This window comes from Kribbella sp. CWNU-51, from assembly GCF_054073265.1.
Map to the genome: position 1 here is coordinate 35,660 of NZ_JBSXMZ010000008.1, position 25,834 is coordinate 61,493.

Annotated in this window: 13 protein-coding genes and 1 tRNA gene; 9 read left to right on the forward strand and 5 right to left on the reverse strand. The window is 70.3% G+C overall.

The annotated features are described in order from the left end of the window. Positions 1-39 precede the first annotated feature (39 nt). On the reverse strand, positions 40-10,890 hold the full coding sequence (locus tag ACXC9Q_RS13380; protein ID WP_457056805.1) for an amino acid adenylation domain-containing protein: 10,851 nt from the start codon (positions 10,888-10,890) through the stop codon (positions 40-42). A 379-nt stretch (positions 10,891-11,269) separates the two neighbouring features. On the opposite strand from ACXC9Q_RS13380, the gene ACXC9Q_RS13385 reads away from it, so the two are divergent. After that, positions 11,270-12,793: a carboxylesterase/lipase family protein gene (locus tag ACXC9Q_RS13385; protein WP_457056896.1), complete on the forward strand. Its 1,524-nt coding sequence runs from the start codon at positions 11,270-11,272 to the stop codon at positions 12,791-12,793. On the opposite strand, the gene ACXC9Q_RS13390 is transcribed toward ACXC9Q_RS13385, so the two are convergent. From ACXC9Q_RS13390 to ACXC9Q_RS13400, 3 genes are all read right to left on the reverse strand, one after another. Further along, a tRNA-Val gene (locus ACXC9Q_RS13390) sits at positions 12,753-12,824 on the reverse strand. The genes ACXC9Q_RS13385 and ACXC9Q_RS13390 overlap by 41 nt on opposite strands. Before the next feature lie 21 nt (positions 12,825-12,845). Beyond that, positions 12,846-13,310, reverse strand: a complete 465-nt coding sequence (locus tag ACXC9Q_RS13395; RefSeq protein WP_457056806.1) for a peroxiredoxin — start codon at positions 13,308-13,310, stop codon at positions 12,846-12,848. A gap of 1 nt (position 13,311) precedes the next feature. Further along, the gene (locus ACXC9Q_RS13400) at positions 13,312-13,755 is read right to left on the reverse strand and encodes a DUF3052 domain-containing protein (RefSeq protein WP_457056807.1); all 444 of its coding nucleotides are present in this window, start codon (positions 13,753-13,755) and stop codon (positions 13,312-13,314) included. 254 nt (positions 13,756-14,009) lie between these two features. Between ACXC9Q_RS13400 and aceE the strand changes: the two genes are divergently transcribed. From aceE to ACXC9Q_RS13435, 7 genes are all read left to right on the forward strand, one after another. Then, complete coding sequence (gene aceE, locus ACXC9Q_RS13405) at positions 14,010-16,781, forward strand: pyruvate dehydrogenase (acetyl-transferring), homodimeric type (protein ID WP_457056808.1); 2,772 nt, start codon at positions 14,010-14,012, stop codon at positions 16,779-16,781. Positions 16,782-16,890: 109 nt separating this feature from the next. Next, positions 16,891-17,412 (forward strand): GNAT family N-acetyltransferase, encoded by a 522-nt coding sequence (locus ACXC9Q_RS13410; protein ID WP_457056809.1) that lies wholly within the window; start codon positions 16,891-16,893, stop codon positions 17,410-17,412. Positions 17,413-17,511: 99 nt separating this feature from the next. Further along, a complete protein-coding gene (locus ACXC9Q_RS13415; RefSeq protein WP_457056810.1) occupies positions 17,512-17,817 on the forward strand; it encodes a hypothetical protein in 306 nt (101 codons plus the stop codon). Continuing rightward, positions 17,814-18,899 carry a flavin-containing monooxygenase gene (locus tag ACXC9Q_RS13420; RefSeq protein WP_457056811.1) on the forward strand — a complete coding sequence of 362 codons (1,086 nt, stop codon included), beginning with the start codon at positions 17,814-17,816 and terminating at the stop codon, positions 18,897-18,899. Before ACXC9Q_RS13415 ends, ACXC9Q_RS13420 begins: the two co-directional genes overlap by 4 nt. A gap of 34 nt (positions 18,900-18,933) precedes the next feature. Next, positions 18,934-20,553, forward strand: coding sequence for a LuxR C-terminal-related transcriptional regulator (locus ACXC9Q_RS13425; protein ID WP_457056812.1), 1,620 nt, complete (start codon positions 18,934-18,936; stop codon positions 20,551-20,553). Between the two features lie 610 nt (positions 20,554-21,163). Next, positions 21,164-22,762, forward strand: coding sequence for a DUF222 domain-containing protein (locus ACXC9Q_RS13430; RefSeq protein WP_457056813.1), 1,599 nt, complete (start codon positions 21,164-21,166; stop codon positions 22,760-22,762). After that, positions 22,759-23,403: a hypothetical protein gene (locus ACXC9Q_RS13435; protein WP_457056814.1), complete on the forward strand. Its 645-nt coding sequence runs from the start codon at positions 22,759-22,761 to the stop codon at positions 23,401-23,403. The genes ACXC9Q_RS13430 and ACXC9Q_RS13435 overlap by 4 nt, the downstream gene beginning before the upstream one ends. 793 nt (positions 23,404-24,196) lie before the next feature. Here ACXC9Q_RS13435 and ACXC9Q_RS13440 read toward each other — a convergent pair. Beyond that, positions 24,197-25,219, reverse strand: a complete 1,023-nt coding sequence (locus ACXC9Q_RS13440; RefSeq protein WP_457056815.1) for an alpha/beta hydrolase — start codon at positions 25,217-25,219, stop codon at positions 24,197-24,199. Between the two features lie 66 nt (positions 25,220-25,285). Between ACXC9Q_RS13440 and ACXC9Q_RS13445 the strand changes: the two genes are divergently transcribed. After that, the gene (locus ACXC9Q_RS13445; protein WP_457056816.1) at positions 25,286-25,816 is read left to right on the forward strand and encodes a MarR family winged helix-turn-helix transcriptional regulator; all 531 of its coding nucleotides are present in this window, start codon (positions 25,286-25,288) and stop codon (positions 25,814-25,816) included. Positions 25,817-25,834 lie beyond the last annotated feature (18 nt).

A 25,834-nucleotide genomic window follows, 5' to 3' on the forward strand; every position in this document is an offset into this window, starting at 1 on the left:
TGACCGCCGTACTGCGAGGGCTCGAGTCACGCGGTACTGCTATGCCTTGAGCCACTCCGGCTCGGGGAGGAGATCGCGGTCCAGCCGGCCGTTGTCGTCGAGCGGGAGCTCTTCGATCGGGATCAGATCCGCCGGGACCAGGTAGATCGGGAGTTCCTTGCCCAGGTCAAGCATCAACCGGGCCAGCACCGCCGGGTCACTGTCCTCCAGGACGACGTACCCGATCAAGCAGGTGTCTCCCCCGGGGTCCGCACACGCGACCACCACCGCGTCGACCACACCAGGCTGGTCGGCCAGCACGTGTTCGGTCTCGCCCGGCTCGACGCGGTGACCGCGGATCTTCACCTGGTCGTCCGCGCGGCCGAGGTACTCCAGCGTCCCGTCCACGCGCCAACGACCCAGATCACGGCTGCGGTAGAGCCGCCCGCCCGGATGACCCGGGTCCGGCACGAACGCCCGCTCGGTCTCCTCCGGCCGCCCGATGTAGCCCTGGGCAACGGCCGAACCACCGAGGTGGATCTCGCCGACCGCACCGACCGGCACCGGCCGCAGCGCCTCGTCCAGTAGGCGTACGACGACGCCCTCGACCGGACGCCCGATCGACGGCCGGTCCTCGGCCGGGTCGACCGCGTGGATCGTGGTCACGATCGACGCCTCGGCCGGCCCGTACTCGTTGAACAGCCTGCACTCCGGATGCGCCTCGAGGAAGTCCCGCACCTTGTGCGTGAGCACCATCGCCTCACCACCGGCGACGATCTCGCGCAACGCGGGCAGTTCGGGCAGCCGGCGCATCGTCGCGAGCAACGCCGTCAACGGGCTGAACGCCATGAACAACCGCTCGACCCGGTGATCCCGCAGCGCCGCGATCACCGCGTCCGGGTCGTACCGGTCGTCCTCGCCGATCAGCACCAGCGCGGCGCCTGACGCGAGCGTGGTGAACATCTCCTGCACGTGCACGTCGAACCCGAACGACGTCCACTGCAACGTCCGCAGCGACCGCCGGGTCCGCAGGTAGTGCCGGACCAGGTTGACGGGGCCGCGGTGCGGGACCACGACGCCCTTCGGATTCCCCGTCGAGCCCGACGTGTAGATGCAGTAGGCAACGTCATCCGCCGCGGCTCGCACCGGCGGCGCCTGTCGCGCCCGCGGGTCGCCATCCGTCGCGGCGACCGGAACCAGCCGCAGCCCGAGCCGATCGGCCAGCGCCGCGTCGTCACCGACCAACGCGACCGCGGACGCGTCCTGGATCATGAACCCCCAGCGCGACTCCGGTACGCCGGGGTCCAGCGGCAGGTATGCCGCGCCGGATTTCAGTACGGCGAGCACCGCGACGACCAACTCGGTGCCTCGGGCAACGCGTACGGCGACCAGCTGCCCGGGCTTCACGCCGAGGTCGATCAGCTGCCACGCGACCGCGTTGGACCGGCGGTCCAATTCGGCGTACGTGAGTTCGCGCTCGCCCTGGATCAGCGCGATCGCGTCGGGGGTGCGGGCGACCTGCTGCTCGAAGAGCGTGTGCAGTCCGCTGAGTTCGCCGGCGACGACGGCATCGCGTCGTACCCGACCGACCGGGCCGGTGGGCTCGAGGTCGCCTTCGAGCTCGCGGAGTGTTTCCAGATCGGATTCGATCGGGAGCATGAGCTCAGGCAGACGCAGGTATGGCTGGGTCGTTGCCCGGCGCAACACTGCTTCCAGGTAGGCGAGCAGGCGGTCGATGGTGGTCTGGTCGAACAGCCCGGACCGGTAGTCCGCCGTACAGGTGATGCCGGCGCCGTGGTGGGTCAGCCGCAGCCGCAGGTCGATGGAGTCCGGGAGTTCGTCGTCGCCGTCCTCGAACTCGACCAGGATCTGGAAGAGCGGGTCGCGTTGCAGTAGGGCGAGATTGGTGCCGGCGTGGTCGAACGCGCCGGTGGTCACGTCGCGCACCCGCTGCGCGAGCTCGCCGAGGTCGGGTTCCCCGGACAGATCGATCCGCAGCGGCAGCGGCCGCCGGATCGTCGTCGAGGTGTCCCCCTGCGGCCGGATCAACGCCGACCCGATCGTGACGTCGTCCTGCGCCGCGAACCGGCCGAGCACAGTCCCGACCGCCGCCAGCATCGTCATCAGCGGGCTGACCTTGCGCTCCCGGCTGAACACGAACACCGCGTCCCCGAGCTCGTCCGCCAACTCCTTCTTGACCGAGGCAACCGCTCCTTCACCCGCTGGCCGCCCCCGATCCGACGACAGAACCAACGGCTCACCCCCCGCCAACGCCAAACTCCAATACCCAAAATCCCGCCGCCACACCTCCCCCTCAGCCGCACCCTCGTCGACAGCCCGACCCACCCGACCGCCAGCCCCGTCCCCACCCGCCACAGCGGGCTCGTAGGTGGTCGGCTCACCCTCGGCCGCAACGCCACCCTCGTCGGCGCCGGCCGCACCTTCGCCCGCCTCCTCAGCGGTCGCCGACGACTCCTCACCACTCGGCTCGAACTCCCGCCGTACGGCGGACTCGGCGGCCGACGCAGCTTCACCGGACCCGGCGGCCGACGCAGCTTCACCGGACCCGGCGGCGGACGCACCTTCGCCGGACTCCTCAACGGCCTGCTCGATCGCAGCTACGCCGGACTCATCGCCGCCGACCACGGCCGACGCCGCGGCGGGCTCACTACCGCCGAGCTCCGTCGACTGCACCACGGCCTCATCGCCGCTCAGCTCGGCGGCCGGTACGACGGACTCATCGACCGCTGGCTCGGACTCCGGCGATACGCCGGCCTCGTCTGCGGACGCGCCTTCGCCGGTCCGGCCGGCGGCGGACGTGTCTTCGCCGGGCTTATCTGCAGTGAACGCGGCATCACCGGGGTTGTTTGCAGCGGGTGCGGTGTCGCCGGCGTCGACCAGTTGTGCGACGGGCTCAGTTGAGGTCACATCCGTGTCGATGTCCTCAGTGACCTCGGGTGTGAGGAGTGCGAGTTGCTCGCGCATCAGCTTGGTGACGCCGTCGACCAGTTGACCTGCGACCCGAAGCTGCTGCGACATGAGCGCGGCCATCCCGCTCCCAGGCAACTCGGCTTCACTCGTCGCGGCCGCGGCCTCGTCGACCTTCGCCGCCAGCTCAGCCAGCCCGGACCCCAGCACCGCCAACGCAGCCCGCGGATCCCGCGCCCCCGCCTCACCCCGAGCCCCATCACCGACCGCCGCATCGGCAACTACCCCCGCCGCCCCAGCCCCCGCCGCCGAACCAGCCGCCACCTCCGCGTCAGCCGCCACCTCCGAACCAGCCGCCTCCGCAGCAGCTTCCGCCTCCGCGTCAGCCTCGGCCACCGGACCATTGGTGGTCCGAGCAGCGACTTCCGCTGTCGACAGACCCTGCTCCACCGGCTCCGCGGGCGTCTGCAAACCAGCTTCCGCGGCCGTCCCGGCATCTATCTCGCCGACTGCCTCGTCGGCCGCAGCACCGTCCTCTGCCTGCGAGCCAGCGCGACCCTCGGCGCCGCCCTCGACCCGCGAGGCGGCCGCTTCCGCGCCACCATCCACGACCTGCTCGGCACGCTCTCCCGCGACACCGCCCTCAGCCCGAACGACGGTCCTCGCCGCAGCACCACTCTCGACCCGCGCGACAGCCGCTTCCGCAGCACCATCGTCGGACTGCGCGGCAGCCTCCGGCGTCGCACCGTCCTCGGCGTGCGTGGTGGGACGGTCGGCTGTCGCAGCACCCGCCTCGGCTGCGGCACGGGCGTCCCGGGCGGCGGGGTCGTCCTGCGCGCGTACGGTGGTCGCAGGACGACCCTCGACCTGAGGTGCGGCCGCGTCTGCGGCGTTGTCGTCGGACTGCGCGGCGGCCTCCGGCGTCGCACCGTCCTCGGCCTCCGCAGCGACGCCTGTGGGCTCGGCAGAAACGCTCACCGACTCGGTGCTCTCGGCAACGTTTGCGGTGTGGATGGCTACGGCTGTGGCTAGTTTGTGGGGCGTGGTGTAGGTGGCGAAGAGTTCGTCGGGGGTTAGTTCTACGGTGAAGCGGTTGTTGATCTGGGTGATGACTGGCGCCATGGAGGCGGGGGTTGCGCCTAGTTCAGCGAAGGTGTGGTCGACGGTGAGGTCGTAGGGATCGAGCCTGAGTTCGGCGCAGGTGAGGTCGAGGACTGCGTTGAGCGCATCGCGGTAGCGTTCGGCTGATACCTCGTCGCCGGACAGCGAGCCGGCCTGGGCCAGATAGTCCGCGTCGATCTGATGTGTCTCGGCCGGCAGCGCGAACGGCGAACGCTCGGCGACATCATCCACCGGCTCGACCTCGGCGGGAGCCGATTCGTCCGGCGGGTCCAGCGGGATCCGCTTCACCGCGGCACTCGACGGCGGGGCGAACACCATCTGCGCGCGAGCTGCACGCTCGAAAGCATTCGGCTGCCGCGCCCCACCAGTGCTCGCGTCCCCGGCAGACGTCGTACCAGCGACGACCGTCACGGAGGCGTCGACCGGGTGGTGCACGCGGCGGAAGGGGTACGTCGGCAGCGGCACGCGGCCGCCGTCCGGGTACACCTTCGACCAGGCGATCTCCGTGCCCTGCTCGTACAGCTCGGCGAGGCCGTTCATCGTCGCGAGGACGGGGTCTTGGCCCAGCCGTTGCGCCGGGATCCACGTGCTGTTCGGCGCGATCCGGCGTCCGGCAGGACTGAGCACCGCATCCGGCCCGAGCTCCAGGAAGCGCCGGCAACCGGCCGCCGTCACCGCCTCGACCGCGTCGCCGAACAGCACCGGCTGCCGCAACTGCCCGACCAGATAATCGCCGTCCAGCACAGTCCCGGATTCGAGCAGATCGCCGGACCAGCTCGACACCATCGGCGTACGCAAGGGCTTGAGCGTGATCTCCCGGACGATCTCCGCGAAGTCGGCCAGTATTGGATCCACCAACGAACTGTGGAACGCCCGATCCACATCCAGCCGCTGCCAGGCGACCTCCAGCCGATCCAGCTGCGCCGCGAGCTGCCCGACGATCACCTCGGACCCAGTCAGCACGAACGACTGCGGACCGTTGCCCGCGGCAACTTCCACACCGGTCGTCTGCGCGAGTTCGCGGACCCGGTCGGCGTCCGCGCGTACGGCGACCATCGCGCCCGGAACCGTGCCACGCTGCATGAGCTGGCCGCGCTTCGCGGTCAGGCGTACGCCGTCCGCCAACGACAACGCGCCCGCCACGCACAGCGCGGCGTACTCCCCCACGCTGTGACCGACGACCAACGCCGGCTGCACGCCGAACGACTGCCACAACCGCGCCAACGCCAGCTCGAACGCGAACAGCGCCGGCTGCGCGGTCTCGGTCGGCCACACGCCCTCCGACGTACCAGCAGGCGTCAGCAACAGCTCTAGCAGGCTTCCGCCGGTCTCCTCGTGGTAGACGCGGTCACACTCGTCCAGCACCGACCGGAACGCCGGGAATCGCGCAGCGAGCCCAGCAGCCATCCCTCGACGCGCAGCGCCCTGTCCGGTGAACGCATAGCCGAGCGGGCCGGGTCCACCGCGCGGCACCTCGGCTGCCTGGGCTGAGCCAAGTGCGTCGACCAGTTCGGCCTCGGACGAGCCCGCGACCGCGATCCGGTGCCGATGCGCGGGGCGGCCGAGCGCCGCCGTACCAGCGAGGTCGATAAGGCGGTGACCGGTGCCATGGCCGAGGTCCGTGCGGTACAGCTCGACCAGGTCGGCCAATGCGTCCGGGTCGGGGGCGGAGAGCGGCAGTACGACGGGGCCGTCGTCGCCACGGCGGATCTGCCGCGGGGCCTCCTCCAGGATCACGTGCGCGTGGGTGCCGCCGGCGTCGAGGGCGCTGACACCCGCGCGCAACGTCGTACCCGCCTCCCAGTCGCGTACGTCGGTGCCGATCACGAACGGGCTGCCGTCGAGGGCGAGCCCCGGGTTCGGCGCGGTGTAGTTGATCGTCGGGACCAGCATCCGGTGCTGCAGCATCAGGATGGTCTTGATCAGGCCGGCCATGCCCGCGGCGCTGTCGAGGTGGCCGATGTTCGGCTTGACCGAGCCGATCGTGCAGAAGCCGACCTTGTCAGTGTGCCGGCGCAGCGCGGTCGTGAGGGCCTTGACTTCGGCGGAGTCGCCGGTGGTGCTGCCGATCGCGTTGGCCTCGATGTAGCTGAGCGAGTCCGCCGCGAACCCGGCCCGCTCCAGGGCGCGCTCGATCAGCTCGACCTGGTTGCCCGCCGGAGCGTCCTCGTTGCTGACCGCGGTGCCGCGGATCACGGCGTACACGGTGTCTCCGTCGGCGATGGCCTGGTCGAGGCGCTTCAGCAGTACGGCGGCGACACCGTTGCCACCGACCGTGCCGTCGGCGTCCCCGGCGAACGCGCGGACCTGCCCGCTCGGCGACAGGATCGACTCCGGACCCGGGTGGTAACTCGTTGCCTGCGGCATCTGTACGGCGGCGGCGCCGGCGAGCGCGAGGTCCGCGTCGCCGGAGCGGAGAGCCTGACAGGCGAGGTGTACGGCGACCAGCGACGAGGACCACGCGGATTGGACGCCGATCGCGGGCCCGGTCAGGCCGAGTCTGTAGGCGAGCCGGGTGGCGAGCGAGTCGCGGGACTGGTGCTGGCGGTTGTAGAGGTTCATGCCGGAGCCCGCGAAGACGCCGACGCGGCTCGACGTGCCGGCGTACCCGCCGTGCTCGAGCGCCTGGTGGCAGACCTCGAGGAACAGCCGCTGGGCCGGCTCCATCAGCTCGGCCTCACGATCGCTGAGCCCGAAGAACTTCGCGTCGAACGACTCGACATGGTCGAGCACCCCGCTCACGGCGACCATCCCGTCGCCGACCTGCCCGCCCGCCTGACTCACCTCCTCAGGCGAGAACCGGCGAACACTCTCCACCCCACCCACAAGGTTGTCCCAGAACTGCTCCAGCGTCTCCGCCCCCGGGAACCGCCCAGCCACCCCCACCACAGCCACCGGCTCCACCACCACAGCAGCCTTCACCACACCCTGCCGCACCCCCGCAGGCTCCGGCTGGGCTACCTCCGCGGAGGCCACAACGCTCTCGCGGGCCGACCCAGTCTCATGCACCGGCTCGGATTCGGCAGCTTGCGCAGACGCCGCAACGCTCTCCGAAACCGACGCAGCCTCACGCACCGGCTCAGGCTCGGCGGCTTGTGTAGACGGCGCGACGTTCCCGGGAACCGACTCAGACTCACGCGCCGGCTCGGACTCGGTGTACTCCGGGGACGCCGCGACGGACTCGGCGCCTACTTCCGCTTCAGCCTGGTCCGCGGTCGCTTCGGTGGACTCGGCAACTGCCGCGGCCTCAGCTGGTACGTCACCCGCCTGCCGCTCCACCACAGCTGCAACATGCTCAGGGGCGGCGTCAGCCTCGACCTCCCCAATCGGCTCAGCGTCGATCGACTCGGCGTGCTCGCCGGACTCTGCGGTAGGCCCAGCTGGCTCAGGCTCCGCTGACGCAGCCTCGCCCGGAATGTCGGCCTCCGACTCACCAGCCAGCCCGCCCACGAGCTCCGGTACGTCGGCACGCTCCGGCGCCTCAGCAGACTCCGGCGCCTCGGCAGACTCCGGTACGTCGGCAGACTCCGGCGCCTCGGCAGACTCGACAACCGACTGCGGCTCCACCTTGGCAACGTGCTCCGGCTCGACCACCACAACCGGCTCCGACTCCACGCCGACGATCGGGCCCTGGCCGTCCTCCGCGACCGGCTCTGACTCCCCGTCGACGATCGGCTCCGGGTCGACCTCCGCAACGGGTTCTGACTCCCGGTCGGTGATCGGCTCCGAGTCAACCTCCGCAACCGGCTCTGACTCCGGGCCGGTGATCGGCTCGGGCTGCACCTGCGCGACCTGCTCCGGACGCATCTCCGTGCCCGGCTCTACCGCCGCGATCGGCTCCGCGTCCGTGCTCGGGTCCGGCCCAGCGAGCTCCGCCGCGTGCTCGTCAGGCTGACTCTCGGCAGCCGCTCGTATGTCGGCGGGCTCGGCCTCAGCCACCTCTGTCTCGGCGGCCTGGCCCTCGGTCTCGGCTGCCTCGGCGTCAGCAGCCTCGCGCTCGTGCTCGATGGACTCTGCGTCAGCGGCGTCGGGCTCGTGCTCGGTGGTCTCGGTCTCGCCGGCCTGGACCCCGGTCTCGGGCCTAGCGGCCTCGGGCTCTTGCTCGGCGGCTTGCAGCGCTGGCTGCGGGTCGGCGGGCGCTGGTTCCTCGGCGGGCTCGGCCTCGGCCGCCTCGGCTTCAGCGTCCTCACGCTCGTGCTCCGCAGTCCCGGCCTCAGCGGCGTCTGGCTCGTCCTCGGTAGTCCCGGCCTCAGCGGCGTCGGGCTCGTGCTCGGTGGTCTCGGCCTGGTCGTCCCGGACCCCGGTCTCGGGCTCAGCGGCCTCGGGCTCTTGCTCGGCGGCTTGCCGCGCTGGCTGCGGGTCGGCGGACGCTGGTTCCTCGGCGGACTCGGGCTCATCGAGGCCCTGGTGCCCGTCCGAGACCGCTTCGTCCTCGGGTGCCTCGCCTTCGACGAGTGCGGGCTCGGTGGCCTCGGACTCAGTCAGTCCTGCAGGACCCGGCTCGGTCAGCTCGGTGGCCTCAGGCTCCTGCTCGGTCGCCTCGGATTCGGCCAGGTCAACTGCAAGCTCGGCCGGCTGGGCATCCGCAGGCGCCAACTCCTTTGCTCGCGCTGCCTCTTCGGCGAGTGTTGGCTCGTCGGCGGGTGCTGGCTTGTCGGCGAGCTCGGGCTCGGTGGCCGTGGGCCCGGTCAGCTCGGTGGCTGGCTCCGCTGGCTGGTCGTCCGCAGGTGCCAGTTCGCCGGCGGGCGTTGGCTCGTCGGTCGGCTCGGGGTTGTGCTCGGGGGCGACGTGGTCCGTGTCGGGCGCAGTGTGGTCGGCCGGATCGGGGTTCGTGGGCGGCGCGGTGAGTGCGTCAGGCTCGGGGGCTGGCTCGGGCTCGGGTGCGGTCGACTCAGGGGGGTGGGCGCCGAGGGTGGGGCGTTGGGGTGGGGTGGGGATGGATTGCTGGAGGGTGCGTTTCCAGGCCAGGCGGACGATGGGGAGTTCGGTGGTGCGTTCGGAGGGGTCCTCGTCGGTGATGAGTTGGGCGGGGTCGGCGAGGGGGCCTTCGCCGGCGGGGCCGGAGTAGGAGCTGGCTCCGGCGGGGTCGACGTACGCGCCGGGTGGGGATTCGAGGGTGCCGTCGATCCAGCGTTGTTTGAGGAGTGGGCGGAGGATCTTGCCGCCGGGGGTGGTCGGGAAGTCGCGCCGCGGTACGCCGACGACCTCGGCCGACAGACCGAGCCGGCCCTGGATCAGGCTGCGGATCGCCTGGTCCATGCCGGGGATCGACTCCAGCGTGAGCGCGTAGAAGACGACCAGCCGGTCGGTCCCGCTCTCGGCGTCCGCAACGCCGCAGGCCGCGACCAGGCCGTGCTGGGCGCCGACGGCCGTCGCGGCGACGGACTCGATGTCGTGCGCGTAGTACAGCTTCCCGGACATGATGATGCGTTCGCTGTCCCGGCCGGTGATGACGACCTGCCCGCCGGTAACGAAGCCCTGGTCACCGGTCGCGAGCCACTTGCGGGCCGGCCAGTTGCCGATCGGGAACGCGGCCCGGTCGGCCTCCAGGTTGCCCAGATACCCGGGCGTCACCCGCGCTGACGCGACCTGCAGCTGACCGATCCGCCCCTCCGGCAGGACGGCTCCGTTCGGCGCGACGATCCGCACGGTCGTCCCGGGCGCGGGCGCACCCACCGACACCAGGCTCAGCACGCCCGGCGCCTCGGCCCGCGGCTTGCCCGGGCGCGCGACCGCGACCTTCCCGGTCGCGGGCCGCTGGTCGACCCACTCGACCACACCGGTCGGTGGGATCCGGACGCGGTGCACGTTCGGCGTCAGGCCGGGGCGGGCGAACGTGATCCCGGTGACCGTCTCGGTCATCCCCCACGCCGCGACGAAGGTTTCGGGTACGACGCCGAACCGGTTCGTCAGCCGGAGGAACTCCGACACCACCGGGACCGTGATCTGCTCGCCACCACTGACCAGACTGCGCAACGCGGACAGATCCCAGTGCCGATCGGGCTCACTGGCGATCGCGGCAGTGGCGAGGCGGTAGCCGAAGTTCGGCGACCAGGAGTGGTTGACGCGGTGCTGGTCCATCAGGTCGAGCCAGCGCAGCGGGTTCGCGAGCACCCAGCCGGTGTTCACGTGGATGTTCGTGCAGCCGGTGAACACGGGCAGCAGGTGGTACAGCAGGAAGGCGCCGCTCTGATCCAGCGGCAGCCAGTTGAGCGTGGTCTGACCGGGCCGGACCGGCAGCATCGCCGGCGTACCGGCGGCGAACTCGACGAGCCCGCGATGCGTCAGCTGCACGATCTTCGGCGCACCGGTGGAGCCGGACGACAGCATGAGTACGGCGACGTCGTCGGCGGCCGGGCGGTGGAAGTCCGAGGTCGGCTCGTGGCCGGCCATCGCGTCCGGGTCGAGGACGGGCAGGCCGAGGTCGTTCGGGAGGTCGGACGGCCGGCCGATCAGGACGGTCCAGCCGAGCAGGTCGGTGACCTTGCGGAGCCGCTCGCGGCCGGCCTCGGTCCGGTCGCCGTCCGGGCTCGGGGCCATCAGCAGCGGCCGGATGCCGCCGAGCGTGCAGGCCCAGAACGCGGCGAAGAATCCGACCGGCTCGGTGCAGTGCACGACCGCGGGGTCCCCGGCGCGTACGCCGTTCGCCCGCAGGCCGGCCAGGATCCGGGCGGCCAGCTCGAGCAGGGTCGGGAAGTCGAGCTTGGTCTCGCGGCCGTCCGGGCCGATCTCGACCACGCCGGCGCCGGCGAAGTCGCGGGCGGCCCGCAGCAGCGCGCTCGGCAGGTCGCGGGGGTACCCAGCGGGAATCATCAGGGCCGGCCCGGTGGAGATCGCCGGCCGGTCCACACTGCTCCTCACCACTCCGGTCCCACCACCACGACACGGTGAGCAACAACGGTGGCGCCAGCCAGTTGGCGACCCACGGACACGCGCCTCCCGAACTGGACGGAGCCGGGCTCAGGGCACACCCGTCTCGCTCTCACCGACGACAAGCCCCGTTTCCGCCTGCCGGAACGATGCCGTGTCCGGGGCGGACCCGGTGCGTCATCGCGCCGACCGACAGCCGTGAACCCTACCAGCCGCGACCGGCCCAGGTGGAGTCCGTTCTCACCAGCCGATGGTTAAGAATTCCATCGATCACCGACACCGATCACAACGAGTGCCGGCCGGTTCCGATACGGCCCGCGGCCCAAAACCTCCGCGACGGATCGTGCGGCCACGCGAGAGCATGAGGCCCATGATCGACAGGGGCCCGGACGTGGTCCGCACGACCACCGGACTGGTGCGGGGAAGCATCGAGAACGGCCTCGCGGTCTTCCGTGGCATCCCGTTCGCCAAACCCCCGGTGGGCGAGCTGCGGTTCGCAGCCCCGCAGGCGGCCGAGGGCTGGGACGGAGTCCGCGCGGCGGTTTCGTTCGGGCCTCCGCCGCCGGAGTCGATGATCTTCGGGCTGTCGTCGAACCCGGTCGCCGGCGACGACTGGCTGACAGTGAACGTCTGGTCTCCGCAACCCGGGACGGACGCCGCGCTCCCGGTGATGGTGTGGATCCATGGCGGTGGCTACCAGTTCGGGCAGTCCGGCGATCCGACGTACGACGGAGCACGGCTGGCCGGCGAGGGTGGGGTCGTCCTGGTGACGTTCAACCACCGGGTCGGTGTCGACGGCTTCGGGCTGCTGGAAGGCGCTCCGGCGAACCGCGGTCTGCTCGACCAGGTCGCCGCGCTGGAGTGGGTGCGCGCGAACATCGCCGCGTTCGGCGGCGACCCGGCTCAGGTGACCGTGTTCGGACAGTCGGCCGGCGCCGGTTCGATCGCCGCGCTCCTCGCGATGCCCCGCACGGCCGGTCTGTTCCGCCGGGCAATCGCGCAGAGTGCGCCCGGGACGTACTTCTCGGCACCGCTGGCCGCCGACCTCATGACGGCGATCGCCGCCCGGCTGGGCCGCAGGCCGACCGCCGACGACCTGCGTGGGGTCCCGACGGCCGACATCGTCGCCGCCGGGGACGCGATGAACACCGCGATGGTCCCGCAGGTCGAACGCTGGGGCACGGCCGCCTACACGAAGATCCCGTTCGCGCCGGTCGTCGACGGCGACGTCCTGCCCCGGACGCCGTTCGACGCCCTGGCCGCCGGCGCCGGTCGCGACGTCGATCTGATCGCGGGCCACACCCGGGACGAGTACCGCCTGCTCCTCGCGGCCGACGGCCGCCTCGGCAACCTCACCGACGAGGACGCCGCGACGGCCCTGCGGATGCTCGCGCCGGATGGCTACCGCGACGCCTACCCGAACGCCGGCGCGGAGCGGCTCTACGAGCTGGTCCACTCCGACTGGCTGTTCCGGATGCCGAGCCATCGGCTGGCCGAAGCACAGGTCGCCGGCGGAGGCCGCGCGTACGCCTATGAGCTGGCCTGGCCGGACGCCGGGCTCGGCGCGTGCCACGGCCTCGACTCTCCGCTGGTGTTCGGCGCCACGCAGGGAGCCTTGCTCGGCTTCCTGCTCGACGCCGAACCACTCGCTGCCGCGGAGCAGGTCTCGCGGCACTTCCGTACGGCGTGGACCGCCTTCGCCCACACCGGCGATCCAGGCTGGGCGGCGTACGACGTGACCCGACGGCTGGTCGCGGTCGTCGGCTTGGAACTCACCGTCACGCCGTACCCCGAGGAGCTGTCCCGCCGCCTCTGGGCCGGGCTTTCTTTCGCCGCCCTGCCGCTGCTGGAGGTGGGCGAAGAGGGATTCGAACCCCCGACATCTTCCTTGTAAGGGAAGCGCTCTACCGCTGAGCTATCCGCCCGGATCAAACGACCGGAGGAGTCTACCCGAGGTCGCCGCCCAGACTTGCCAGTGCCTCGGCGTAGGCGTCCAGGTCGCGGGCCTCCGGGATCGGGTTGACGACGGACCAGCGGATGACACCGGTCCGGTCCACCACGAAGGTGCCACGGACGGCGCAGCCGCGGTCCGCGTCGAAGACGCCGTACGCCGAGGCGATCGCCCCGTGCGGCCAGAAGTCGCTGAGCAGACCGAACTCGAGCTTCTGCGCGTCGGCGTACGCCCGCAGGGTGAACATCGGGTCGCACGAGATCGCCAGGAACTCGGCCGCCGCGAGCAGTTCCGGCCGGTCCCGCAGCGCGGCCAGCTCACTCGTGCAGACCTGACTGAAGGCATACGGGTAGAAGACCAGTACGACGTCCCGCCCGGCGTAGTCGCTCAGCCGGACCTGCTCGCCGTGCTGGTTGCGGGCGGTGAAGTCCGGTGCCCGGCTGCCGACGGCAGCGGCCACCTCAGCCTCGGCGGCCCGACTTCGGCACCACCAGTTTGGTCGCCGACCAGTCGTCCGTCACGCTCAGCGTGCTCGTCGTGGACAGCCCGGCTACCGGAGCGGCCTCGGCGATGTCGCTGGTCTCCACGTAGCCGTCCCGCCCGACCTTGGGCGTCAGCAGCCAGACGACCCCGCCGGCCTTCAGGTCGGTGAGGATGTCGAAGAAGGCGTCGACCAGGTCTCCGTCGTCCTCGCGGAACCAGAGCAGTACGACGTCCACGACCTCGTCGGTCTCGTCGTCGACGAACGCTTCCCCGGTGATCTCCCGGATCGCATCGCGGAAGTTGTCGTCGCTGTCGTCGTCGTACCCGATCTCCTGAACGACCCAGCCGGCCTCCAGGCCGAGCCGGGACGCCATGTTCGGCACCCCGCTCTTGCCGTCCGCGTGGTCCGCGGTCGCGCTCACGTGTCCTCCTCCGTGGTCCCCGTCTGCCCGGGGGTAGGTTTCAGTAGCGATAGTCCATCGTGACGTACCGCGTCGCGCAAGTATGCACCAGGGATCCGTGACGTGTCCGGTATCCGCGTGGTGGGTACGGACCGTGTCCGCTCACATCACGCGCGGGAGACTGTAATCAGGCCCCTGTGGAAGGCGAAGTAGAACGCATTCCGAACAGGTGACAGGATTGCGGTGAAGACAACCAGAGAGAACGGCAGGACACCGTGGCTTCCGGACACGAACCACCAGCCATCATCACCGAGGGGATGCCCACCCAGCTCCCCGACATCGACCCCGACGAGACGCGCGAGTGGGTCGAATCGCTCGACGCCGTCCTGGACGAACGGGGCAAGGCGCGAGCGCGCTACCTGATGCTCAAGCTGATCGAGCGGGCCCGGGAGCGACAGGTCGGGGTGCCCGCGCTGCGGAGCACCGACTACATCAACTCGATCCCGCCCGAGCGGGAGCCGTGGTTCCCCGGCGACGAGCACGTCGAGCGCCGGATCCGGGCCTTCATCCGGTGGAACGCCGCGGTGATGGTGAGCAAGGCCAACCGCAAGGGCCTCGAGGTCGGCGGCCACATCGCCACCTACCAGTCCGCGGCCAGCCTGTACGAGGTCGGTTTCAACCACTTCTTCCGCGGCAAGGACCACCCCGGCGGCGGCGACCAGATCTTCATCCAGGGTCACGCCTCCCCCGGCATGTACGCGCGGGCGTTCCTCGAGGGCCGGCTGTCCGCCGACCAGCTGGACGGCTTCCGCCAGGAGGTGTCCCGCGGTCCGCACAACGGCCTGTCGTCGTACCCGCACCCGCGGTTGATGCCGGACTTCTGGGAGTTCCCGACCGTCTCGATGGGTCTGGCCGCGCTGAACTCGATCTACCAGGCGCGCTTCAACCGGTACCTGCACCACCGCGGCATCAAGGACACCAGCCAGCAGCACGTCTGGGCCTTCCTCGGTGACGGCGAGATGGGTGAGCCGGAGTCGCTCGGCGCGATCGGCCTGGCGGCCCGCGAGGAGCTGGACAACCTCACCTTCGTGATCAACTGCAACCTGCAGCAGCTGGACGGTCCCGTCCGCGGCAACGGCAAGGTGATCCAGGAGCTGGAGGCGTACTTCCGCGGCGCCGGCTGGAACGTCATCAAGGTGATCTGGGGCCGGGAGTGGGACGCGCTGCTCGCGCAGGACCACGACGGCGCGCTGGTGAACAAGATGAACACCACGCCCGACGGTCAGTTCCAGACCTACTCGGTCGAGTCCGGCGAGTACATCCGGAACAACTTCTTCGGCGGCGACCAGCGGCTCCAGCAGATGGTCAGCAACCTGTCCGACGAGGACCTGCGCAAGCTGCCCCGCGGCGGTCACGACTACCGCAAGGTGTACGCCGCCTTCAAGAGCGCGACCGAGCACGTCGGGCAGCCGACGGTGATTCTGGCCCAGACCATCAAGGGCTGGACGATCGAGGCGCTGGAGGGCCGCAACGCGACCCACCAGATGAAGAAGCTGACCTCGGACGACCTGAAGGCGTTCCGCGACCGGCTCTACCTGCCGATCGAGGACTCCGCCCTCGAGGACGCGTACAACCCGCCGTACTTCCACCCCGGCACCGACTCGCCGGAGTACCAGTACATGATGGATCGGCGCCAGCAGCTCGGCGGTTCGCTGCCGCAGCGGCGGGTGGCGCCGAAGACCTCGCTGAAGCTGCCGGGCGACGACGTCTACAAGCCGCTGGCCAAGGGCAGCAACTCGCCGGTGGCGACCACGATGGCGCTGGTCCGGCTGTTCCGCGACCTGATGAAGGACCCGGAGATCGGCCAGCGGATCGTCCCGATCGCCCCGGACGAGTACCGCACGTTCGGCATGGACTCGATGTTCCCGACGGCCAAGATCTACTCGCCGCACGGGCAGCAGTACGAGGCCGTCGACCGCAACCTGCTGCTGTCCTACAAGGAGTCCGAGCAGGGCCAGCTGCTGCACGAGGGCATCAGCGAGGCCGGCGCGATGGGCTCGATGATCGCGGCCGGTACGGCGTACGCGACGCACGGCGAGCCGATGATCCCGTTCTACATCTTCTACTCGATGTTCGGGTTCCAGCGGACCGGTGACTCGCTCTGGGCGCTGGGCGACCAGCTCGGCCGCGGCTTCCTGATCGGTGCCACCGCCGGCCGTACGACGCTGACGGGTGAGGGACTGCAGCACGCGGACGGCCACTCGCCGCTGCTCGCCTCGACCAACCCGGCGGCGGTGCACTACGACCCGGGCTTCGCCTACGAGGTCGCGCACATCGTGAAGGACGGCCTGCGCCGGATGTACGGCTACGGTCTGGACAAGGACAAGCCGTTCGGCGAGGACGTCTTCTACTACCTCACCGTGTACAACGAGCCGGTCCCGCAGCCGGCCGAGCCGGAGAACCTCGACGTCGCGGCCCTGCTCAAGGGCATGTACCGCTTCAACGAGTACGAGACCGCCGAGGGTGACGACGTACCGCGGGTGCAGCTGCTCGGGTCCGGTGTCGCGCTGCCGTGGGTCCGCAGGGCCCAGCAGATCCTCGCCGAGGAGTACTCGGTGGCCGCCGACATCTGGTCGGTGACGTCGTGGAACGAGCTGCGCCGGGACGCCGTGGCGGCCGAGCAGCACAACCTGCTGCACCCGGAGGAGCCGGAGCAGGTGCCGTTCATCACCGAGCAATTGAAGGACACCCAGGGTCCGGTGGTCGCGGTCAGCGACTTCATGCGCGCGGTGCAGGACCAGATCTCGCGCTGGGTGCCGAACGACTACACCTCGCTCGGGACCGACGGCTGGGGCCTGGCCGACACCCGGGCCGCGGCGCGGCGCCACTTCCAGGTGGACGCCGAGTCGATCGTCGTGGCCACGCTGGAGATCCTGGCCAAGCGCGGAGACGTCAAGCCGGAGGTGGCCGCCGAGGCGGCCCGCAAGTACCGCATCGACGACCCGACCGCGGTCGCCGGCGTCAAGCAGGAGGGCGCCGGCGCCTGACTCGGCCGGCTTCCTGAGGGCCGCTCACCCCACTGGGGTGAGCGGCCCTCGTCTTCTCCGCGGAGAAACTCGGTGGGATCGTCGCCTGGACCGGTCCTACCCTCGGACCATGCCTGAACTGATCGAGCCGACCGTCGAACTGCGGGACTCCTGGCTGGAGTCGTCGCACGAGTGGGGCGACGCATCCCAGGACGGCGCCGGAGTGGGGGAGGCCGACGACCTGACCACGGTCGAAGGGTTCGCCGTGTGGGTCGAGCGGTTGCGCCGGCAGAGCGACGACTCCCGGGCGCTCGCCCCCGATCGGGTGCACGCGACGTACTGGTGGATCGTTGAGGACGGCAACTACCTTGGCGCGATCACGCTCCGGCACGCGTTGTCCGGCAAGTTGCTCGAGGGCGGCGGTCACATCGGGTACGGCGTCCGTCCGTCGGCACGGGGTCGCGGGCTGGCGGCGTGGGCACTTGGCGAGGTGCTGGACCGAGCCCGCAAGCGTGGCATGGATCGGATCCTGGTCACCTGCGACGACGACAACCCCGCGTCGGCGAAGACAATCGAGCGCAACAGCGGTGTCCTGGAGGACATCCGCGAGACCTGGCTGGGCACCACCCGCCGGTACTGGATCAAGCTCTGACAACCTCGCGCGTACGACAAACCTCGTAGGAGCGGGCCTGGGCAGGTTGGGTAGTCCGTCCGACGCGGCAGGCGGGGACGGATCCTTAGCGTCGGTGGCATGACTGGCGCAAGCGTTGCTCTGCTCGCGGGGACGGTGTCCACCATCCTCTTCGCGTCGAGCGCGCTGCCGATGGTGATCAAGGCGCTCCGGACCCGCGACCTCAGGTCGTACAGCCCGGCGAACCTTGTCCTGGCCAACGTCGGCAACGCCGTCTACTGCATCTACGTGGTGCACCTGCCGGCGGGGCCGATCTGGGCCTTGCACGGCTTCTACGTCGTGACGTCCGCGCTGATGCTGCTGTGGTGGTTGCGCTACCGCACTGGCCCGCGCGGCGTCGTACCAGACGAGCGGAGGCTCGCATGAACACCATCGTCATCGGCGCCGGACAGGCCGGACTGTCCACCGGCTACCACCTGCGCAAGCTCGGTCAGCCCTTCGTCATCCTGGACGGCAACGCCCGGGTCGGCGACCAGTGGCGGGCCCAGTGGGACACTCTCAGGCTCTTCACCCCGGCCAAGTACGACGGCCTGCCCGGACTACCGTTCCCCGGTAACCGGTGGAACTACCCCGGCAAGGACGAGGTTGCCGACTATCTCGAGTCGTACGCCGCCCACTTCGACCTGCCGATCCGGTCCAGCATCCGGGTGGACACGCTCGAACGAGTGAACGGCCAGTGGGCCGTGGACGTGGGCAGCGAGCGGATCCTGGCCGACAACGTCGTCGTCGCGACCGGAACCTTCGGCCGGACACCGAGCCTGCCGGACTTCGCGGTCGATCTCGATCCGGCGATCCGGCAACTGCACTCCAGCGAGTACCGCCGGCCCGGGCAGCTGAAGCCCGGACCGGTGCTGGTGGTCGGCGCCTCGCACTCGGGCTGCGACATCGCCTACGAGGTCGCGGAGACGCACGACACCGTGCTCTGCGGTCGCGACCCCGGACAGCTCCCGGTCCGGCCTGGCCAGCGGGGTCAGGGCCTCTTCTGGCCGGTCTTCCTGTTCATCGGCCGGCATCTGGTCACGCGGCGGTCGCCGATCGCCCGCGCGGCGATGGAGGAACTGCGCTTCCACGGTGGCCCGATGATCAGGGTCAAGCGGGCGGACCTGCTCGCGCGAGGGGTCGAGAGGGTCCACGACCGGGTGACAGGCGTCCAGGACGGCCTGCCGGTGCTGGGCGACGGCCGGGTGCTGGACGTGGCGAACGTGGTCTGGGCCACCGGCTTCCGCCAGGTATTCGACTGGATCAAGGCCCCGGTCACGGGCGAGGACGGCTGGCCGCGCGAGCTGCGCGGTGTGGCCGCGGACGTCCCAGGCCTGTACTTCTGTGGTCTGTCCTTCCAGTACGCCTTCGCTTCGATGACGCTGCCGGGGGTCGGCCGGGACGCGGCGTACGTCGCCAACCGCATCGCGGCCAGCTCCCGCGCGGACCGAAGCCTTGCCGCCGCCTGAGCGCAGCGTGCATGCTCGCGGAGAGGGGCATCTGATGGGGATCGTCGACGATCTGGAGCGGGCCCGGGCGGCGTTCGAACGGCGCGACTGGGCGACCGCCTACGACCGGCTGTCGTCGAACGCCAGCCTGAGCGCCGGCGATCTGGAAACCCTCGCCACCGCGGCCTACCTGGTCGGTGACAACGACGCCTGCATCCGCGCGCTCCAGCGCGGCTACCGCCTCCAGGTCGACGACGGCGACACCTTGGGCGCGGTCCGGTTCGCCTTCTGGCTCGCACTGGTCCTCAACACCAGGGGTGAGGTGGCCATCGGCACCGGCTGGGCGGCGCGCGCCGAACGGTTGCTGGCGGACCAGCCCGAGGACGTGGTGGAGCGGGGCTATCTCCGGATCCACGACTTCTTCCGGCGCCTGGACCAGGGTGACTTCCCCGGGGCGTTGCGGGCCGGCGAGCAGATCGTCGAGGTGGCGCGCCGGTTCGGCGATCCCGACCTGCTCGCGCAGGGGCTGGTCTGTCAGGGGCGGCTGCTGATGTACTCCGGCCGGGTGCCGGAAGGGCTGGCCCTGCTGGACGAGGCGATGGTCGGGGTCGCAGCGGGTGAACTCTCGCCGATCTTCGCGGGGAACGTGTACTGCGCGATGATCGAAGGCTGCCAGGAGGTGCAGGACTTCGCTCGCGCGTCGGCGTGGACGGCTGCGCTGACCCGCTGGTGCGACACCCAGCCGGATCTGGTTCCGTTCACCGGGCAGTGCGCCGTACATCGAGGTCAGATCCTGCGACTGCACGGCGCCTATGGGGAGGCGCTGGCGGAGTTCGACGACGCGTGCCGTCGCTATGCGGCGTCAGGGGCGCAGACCGCCGCTGGGCTCGCGTTGAGCGAGTGCGGCGACGTACTGCGGATCCGTGGCGAATTCCCGTCGGCCGAGACGGCCTATGACCAGGCGGCGGGGTTCGGCTACGAGCCGCAGCCGGGTCGAGCCCTGCTGTTGCTGGCCCGGGGTCGCGTGCCCGGTGCCGTCGCCGCCGTACGGCGTTTGCTCGGTGAGACCGGTGGCGAGGTGCACCGGTCGCGGCTGCTCGCGGGAGCGGTGGAGGTGCTGCTCGCCGGAGGGTACCCCGACGAGGCCTCGGCGGCCGCGGCCGAGTTGGCTGCGATCGCCACCAGCTTCGGGTGTGGGGGATTGCGTGCGTCGGCGGCGTACTGCCTGGCCTCTGTGGCGTTGGCGGGTGGCGATCCGGACGACGCCCTGCCCCAGGCTCGGGCGGCGACGCAGCAGTGGAGTGGGCTTCAGGCGCCGTACGAGGTGGCGCGGGCGAAGGTGCTGGTCGGACGGTCGTTCCGGCTGCTCGGCGACGAGGACTCCGCGACCGCCGAGCTGACCTCGGCCGCCCGGACGTTCGGCGAGCTTGGCGCGGTCCCGGCCCGGCAGGAGGTGGAGCGACTGCTGCAACGCGAGACGGCAGGCGGTCTCACCGGGCGCGAGCTCGAGGTCCTCCGCTTGGTTGCTGCAGGCAACAGCAATACCGAGATCGCCCATCAGCTCGTACTCAGCGACAAGACCGTCGCCCGTCACCTCACCAACATCTTCGGCAAGCTCGACGTCCCCTCCCGCACCGCCGCGGCCGCCTACGCCCACGACCACGACCTCCTCTGAGATCCCTGCGCCGCGCACTACATGACAACCTCGAGTGCGCTCAGCCGGTACGCCCTACTGCGCCCGGCACCCCGAGACGTCGAACCCGGCGAAGGCTCTCGACGCTCTATGCGGCCGGCATGCTGCACAATCGCCAGGCTTGCTCGCGTCTGGGACCTCGAAGGTCGCACGGCGCGGCCGGACGTGAGCCACTCACCAAGGCCCCTCACAGCTCGGCCAACCCACGCTCAGCCGACGGCTGACTCCGATGATCGACAGAGCTTGGTGAGTGGGGCCTGGTTCACGAACGACGGTGATCCGCGGGGACAACCTGGGTGTCGCATCGCCTACCCCTGCGCCGATCGCCCGGATTCGTGTTCGCGCGCCGGGTCCACCGCCTGCCGTTCGCCGGGGGTCGTTCTGCGCTGACGGCGGCTCATCGAGCGCAGTCGTTGCTGACAGCAACGGTCCTGAACCATCCGCTCGGGGTGGGTAGCACAACGGCTCACCTCCCGGGCCGCGTTGTCCACAACCCGGCACCGCTGTGGACAACCCTTTTGTGAACGGAATCCCTTGAAAACAAGGGCATCCGGGTTTGAAAACTGTCGGTGGCGCCGCCTACAGTGTGTGTATGGAGATTCTCGGACAGCGACCGGTGTGGTCGATGAGCGGCAGCGACATGCTGTCCACCCTCGACGCCACCTACGCCGAGATCGCCCGTTTGGAAACCTCCGCCCTGCACCTCATCGCCGGCCTCGACACCACCGGCCACGCCCAGGAACTCGGCGCGGGCACCACCGCCCGGCTGCTGACCTTCCGCTACCGCATCGACGCCACCAAGGCCCGCCGTGACGTCCACCTCGCCACCGCCCTGCCCAAGTACCCCGCCGTCGCCGCCGCCCTGCCCGACCCCAGCCCACACTCGGCAGAAACCGCCCACGACGACGAGCACGGCGCGGGTGTGGATGGTGCGGGTGTGGATGGTGCGGGCGAGGGTGGTGCGGGTGCGGGGGTGTTGTTGCATCCGGCGCAGGCCGAGGCGATCGTGTCCGCGCTGGACAAGGTCCCGACCACCGTCGCGGCCGACGACCTACGGGTCGCCGAGCAGCAACTGGTCGAACTCGGCCGCACCCACGGCCCGCTCGACCTGCGCCGGGCCGGCCGGCTCGTCCGCGACCGGCTCGACACCGACGGCCCCGAACCAGACGAGCAGAAGGCCTACGACCGCGAGTCGCTCACCCTGAAGAACGCCGACCACGGCGTCGCGTTCACCGGGTACCTGGCCAACGAGAACGCCGAACTGTTCCGCACCCTCATCCACACCCACGCCAAACCCCACAAAACCATCGACGGCGCCTTGGACCCACGGCCCCGCACCAAACGCCAGGCCGACGCCCTCACCACCCTCCTCACCACCCCAGGCCACACAGGCGCCACCACCGCACCCGCAGGCGCCACCACGCCCGCGGCCGCCTACACGCCCGCGGACACCGCCACGGCCGCCTCTGCGGGCGCCTCCACGGGCGCCTCCACTGCCGCCGACACCCCGCGCACCTCCGCCGCAACCACCGACACCGCGCGAATCCCCGACGTGATGCTGCCGCACAGGCCCACCGATCCCCGCTCACCGTCGACCACCAGCGACATCGGTGCCGGTAAGGATCGCCCGCCCGGGTTCATCCCTGGGCACGGCCCGAAGCCGCACATCACCGTCACCATCGACTACAACGACCTCAAGGCCGCCACCGCCGACAAACTCGGCCACCTGACCTACGGCGACGCCCTGTCCGCGGCCACCATCCGGCGACTGGCCTGCGACGCCCACATCCTCCCGATCGTGCTCGGCTCAGACTCCCAACCCCTCGACGTCGGCACCACCGTCCGACTCGCCACCGGCCCGATCCGCAAAGCCCTCATCACCCGCGACAAAGGCTGCGTCTGCTGCGGCGCCCCACCCATCTACTGCGACGCCCACCACGTCATCAGCTGGATCGACGGCGGCGAAACCAAAATCACCAACCTCGTACTGCTCTGCAAACGGTGTCACCGCGACCTGCACGCCGGACACTGGGACATCCACATCACCAACGGCATCGTCGACGTCGCCCGCCCCGCCTGGGCCACCCCCAACCCCATCCCCCGCGACAGATACCGGCCACCAACCACCACACCCAACCGACACCCCGCTCATCCCCGCGCGGAGCAGCCGACGCGACCACACTCGGCGTGACCACACCCGGCGCACCCGCCCGCGCCTGGCCACGCGACACCGACCCACCCTGGATCACCCCCGACGACACCGCACGCCTCAACCCCTGGGGCGACACCCCCGACGAACGACCCACCCGCGCCAAGCGCCCACCCGCCACCGACGTCGATCCCTGGGGCGACACCCCCGACGAACGACCCGCGCGTGCCCGGCCGCGCTCATCCGCCACCGACTTCGATCCCTGGGGCGACGCGCCCGACGAACGACCCACCCGCGCCAAGCGCCCACCCGCCACCGACGTCGATCCCTGGGGTGAAGGCTCCGACGACCGGCCTTCCGGCGTTGTCAAGGATCCAGTTGAGGCGGGTACCGACCCGTGGGGCGACGATGTGAAGTCGATCGCCACCATCGATCGCCGTACCTCGCTCGGGACCGATGACAGCGGCGCGCTCGAGCCGTGGGGCGAGGCCACAACTTCACGAAGCGAAGAGGCCACAACTTCACGAAGCGAAGAGGCCGCAACTTCACGAAGCGAAGATGTCAACGACCCCAATCACGACGGGACGTATCCACACCCGACATCCTCACCGCACTCCCACCACTGGTGGCAACGGCACTCGGTCCCGGCGCAGTACGGGCCGGACAACGGTCTCGCCAGCTGACACCCGAAACTCGACCCCACCCGGAGCGGCCGGGCTTGGTCAGCTTCTTGGCCGCTGCCTTCACTGGAGCTGCACCGGCTTCACGGACATCCGAGATCGCCAGTGATCCTCATGCACGGTTTCCCCTAAGGAGCTTGTGCTCCGGGAGGATGTTGATCAGGGAGTCCATGGGCAAGACGAAGCCGCGGCCTCGTCGTTCGTTCACGTCTGAGTCCGAGATCGTCTAGCTGCGTCAGCGCGGTAACCGGTCGGTTGGTCAGGTGGGACCAGCGCGAGCCGAAGCTCACCGCGTTCGCGAAGGACTGCTGTTCTCAATCCCGGTCGTCATGCCTTCTTCGATCTGGCCGAGACCGCTGTGCGGGAGTGACCGAAGCGGGCCGAGCGCGACGCCGGCGCCAGCGGGTTGATCACGAGCGAGAAGACGAGCTCCGCGCAGTTGCGGCAGGACAACCGACGGGTGCGTGAGGACCACCCAGAAGCCGTCTGCCGAGCCCTGGCGGCGATGTCGAGATCCCCAAGCGGGCAACGGCATCCACACCCGCCCAGGCGAAGAGGGCGCGTGCAGCTCGACAGGACGTATACATCCACTGAAGTGGCAACAGCCGGTCACCTGAGCGTGCGTTGCGCCCGCCGACCCGGACACGTCCTGTCGACCAGTCCCCTGTGGATAAGGCAACTCACGAGTCGACCGACTTCTGGCGAGGGCCTTGGGCACCCCTGTGAACGTTCATCGAGGCCGAGGACCCGATGCCACCCGGCTGCGCCCCGGACGCACACACCCTGATCACCCGCCCTAAGTCGCGAGGCGATGAGCAAGCCAGGCGATCGCAAGTGGCTGCCGATACTCGACCGCGCGATGCCCACCGTCGAAGAGTTCGAAATGCACGGTCTCATCGCGAACCCCGACCTCGGTGAGGGTACGACGGAACACCTCGGCGCCCAGGTCGAGGAACCACTCGTCGCTCGTGCCGGCGTCGATCCAGATCGCCCGCTGGGACCGGAGCGCCTCGGCGTGGCCGGACGCCATCCGGACCGGATCCCAGCGCAGCCAGCGCGCCCACTCCTCCGGTCGCAGCGCACCCGTCCGGGGATCGAACGGCAGTCGGGGCGTGCCGTCCGGCGCGGGCGAGAAGCAGGCCGATACGCCGAGCAGCTCGAGCAACCGCTCGTCTTCGGGCCTGGTGAACGCGACCCGCTCGGAGAAGCCGCTCCACCACCGCAGGATGTCGCCGTCGTATGCGCGCAGGTGGCGGACCGCCCAGAGAAAGTGCGGGATGTACTGCGCCTCGGACAACGCATCGCCCGAGTGGGTCGCGAAGGCACCGAACAGGTCCGGCCGCAGCATCGACGTGATCATCGCGCCCAGTCCGCCACTCGACTTGCCGGCGATCGCCCGATGGTTGCGGTCGGCAACGGTCCGGTACCGGGCGTCGACCCAGGGCACCACCTCGTCACACAGGTACGAGTGATACCGGCCGGTGCCGGGCGAGTCGACGTACTGGCTCCCGCCGTACTTCGTGAACGCGTCGACGTAGACCACGATCATCGGCGGGGCGTCGCGGCGGGCGAACAGGAGGTCGATCAGCTCCGGGACCGGCCGGCGGTATGGCATCCGGTTGCGCCACAGCGGCAGCGTGCCGCCGTACCCGAGGAGCAGGTAGACGACCGGATAGCGGTCGGTGCCGCCGTCGTACCCGGGTGGTGTGTAGACCCAGATGGGTCGCTGGTGCGGATCGCCCAGCGGGTTGCCACGCAACAGATGGCTGTCGACGACTCCGTCGTCGATCCGGCCGGTCAGCTCGAGAGCGTCCGGCATACGCATGGCCTCCTCAAGGGTTTATTTTGAAATCATAGTATATGAATTCGTAGTAGGCTGACGGGCGTGGCTGAGGACTCGATCGATCGGCATATCGCGTACTGGCGGGACGAGGTGCCGGACCTCGACGACGAGGTCGAGGGGATCGTCACGCGGATGCAGATGCTGGTTCGCCATCTGCGGCAACGGCGGGCCGAGGCGCTCGAGGAGCATGGGCTGCGCGCGTGGGAGTACGACGTTCTGTGGCAGTTGCGGGCGGCCGGGCCGCCGTACCGGGTGACGCCGACCGCGTTGGCGGTCGCGCTCGACACGCACCCGGCGACGCTGACCAACCGCCTCGACCGGCTGACCCGCGCGGGGCTGGTGGACCGCAGCCGCGACGAGACGGACCGGCGCAGCGTAGTCGTCGTCCTGACGCAGCAGGGTCAGCGTGCCTGGGAGTCGGCGATCGATTCGCAGGCCGACGCCGAGCACACTCTCCTGTCGCCGCTGTCGGAGCGGGAGCGGCAGACCATGACGAAGCTGCTCCGCAAGGTGGTGCTGGCCGCCGAAGCGGACGGCACTGAGCTCATGACGGTGCCGCGGGCCCGGGGCTGAACGCTCTCGGGAGGGAGA

Coding starts and splice junctions, on each gene's coding strand:
- ACXC9Q_RS13415 (WP_457056810.1), top strand. CDS start 17,512: ATGACTGGCGCAAGCGTTGCTCTGCTCGCGGGGACGGTGTCCACCATC.
- ACXC9Q_RS13425 (WP_457056812.1), top strand. CDS start 18,934: ATGGGGATCGTCGACGATCTGGAGCGGGCCCGGGCGGCGTTCGAACGG.
- ACXC9Q_RS13430 (WP_457056813.1), top strand. CDS start 21,164: ATGGAGATTCTCGGACAGCGACCGGTGTGGTCGATGAGCGGCAGCGAC.
- ACXC9Q_RS13440 (WP_457056815.1), bottom strand. CDS start 25,219: ATGCCGGACGCTCTCGAGCTGACCGGCCGGATCGACGACGGAGTCGTC.
- ACXC9Q_RS13385 (WP_457056896.1), top strand. CDS start 11,270: ATGATCGACAGGGGCCCGGACGTGGTCCGCACGACCACCGGACTGGTG.
- ACXC9Q_RS13410 (WP_457056809.1), top strand. CDS start 16,891: ATGCCTGAACTGATCGAGCCGACCGTCGAACTGCGGGACTCCTGGCTG.
- ACXC9Q_RS13420 (WP_457056811.1), top strand. CDS start 17,814: ATGAACACCATCGTCATCGGCGCCGGACAGGCCGGACTGTCCACCGGC.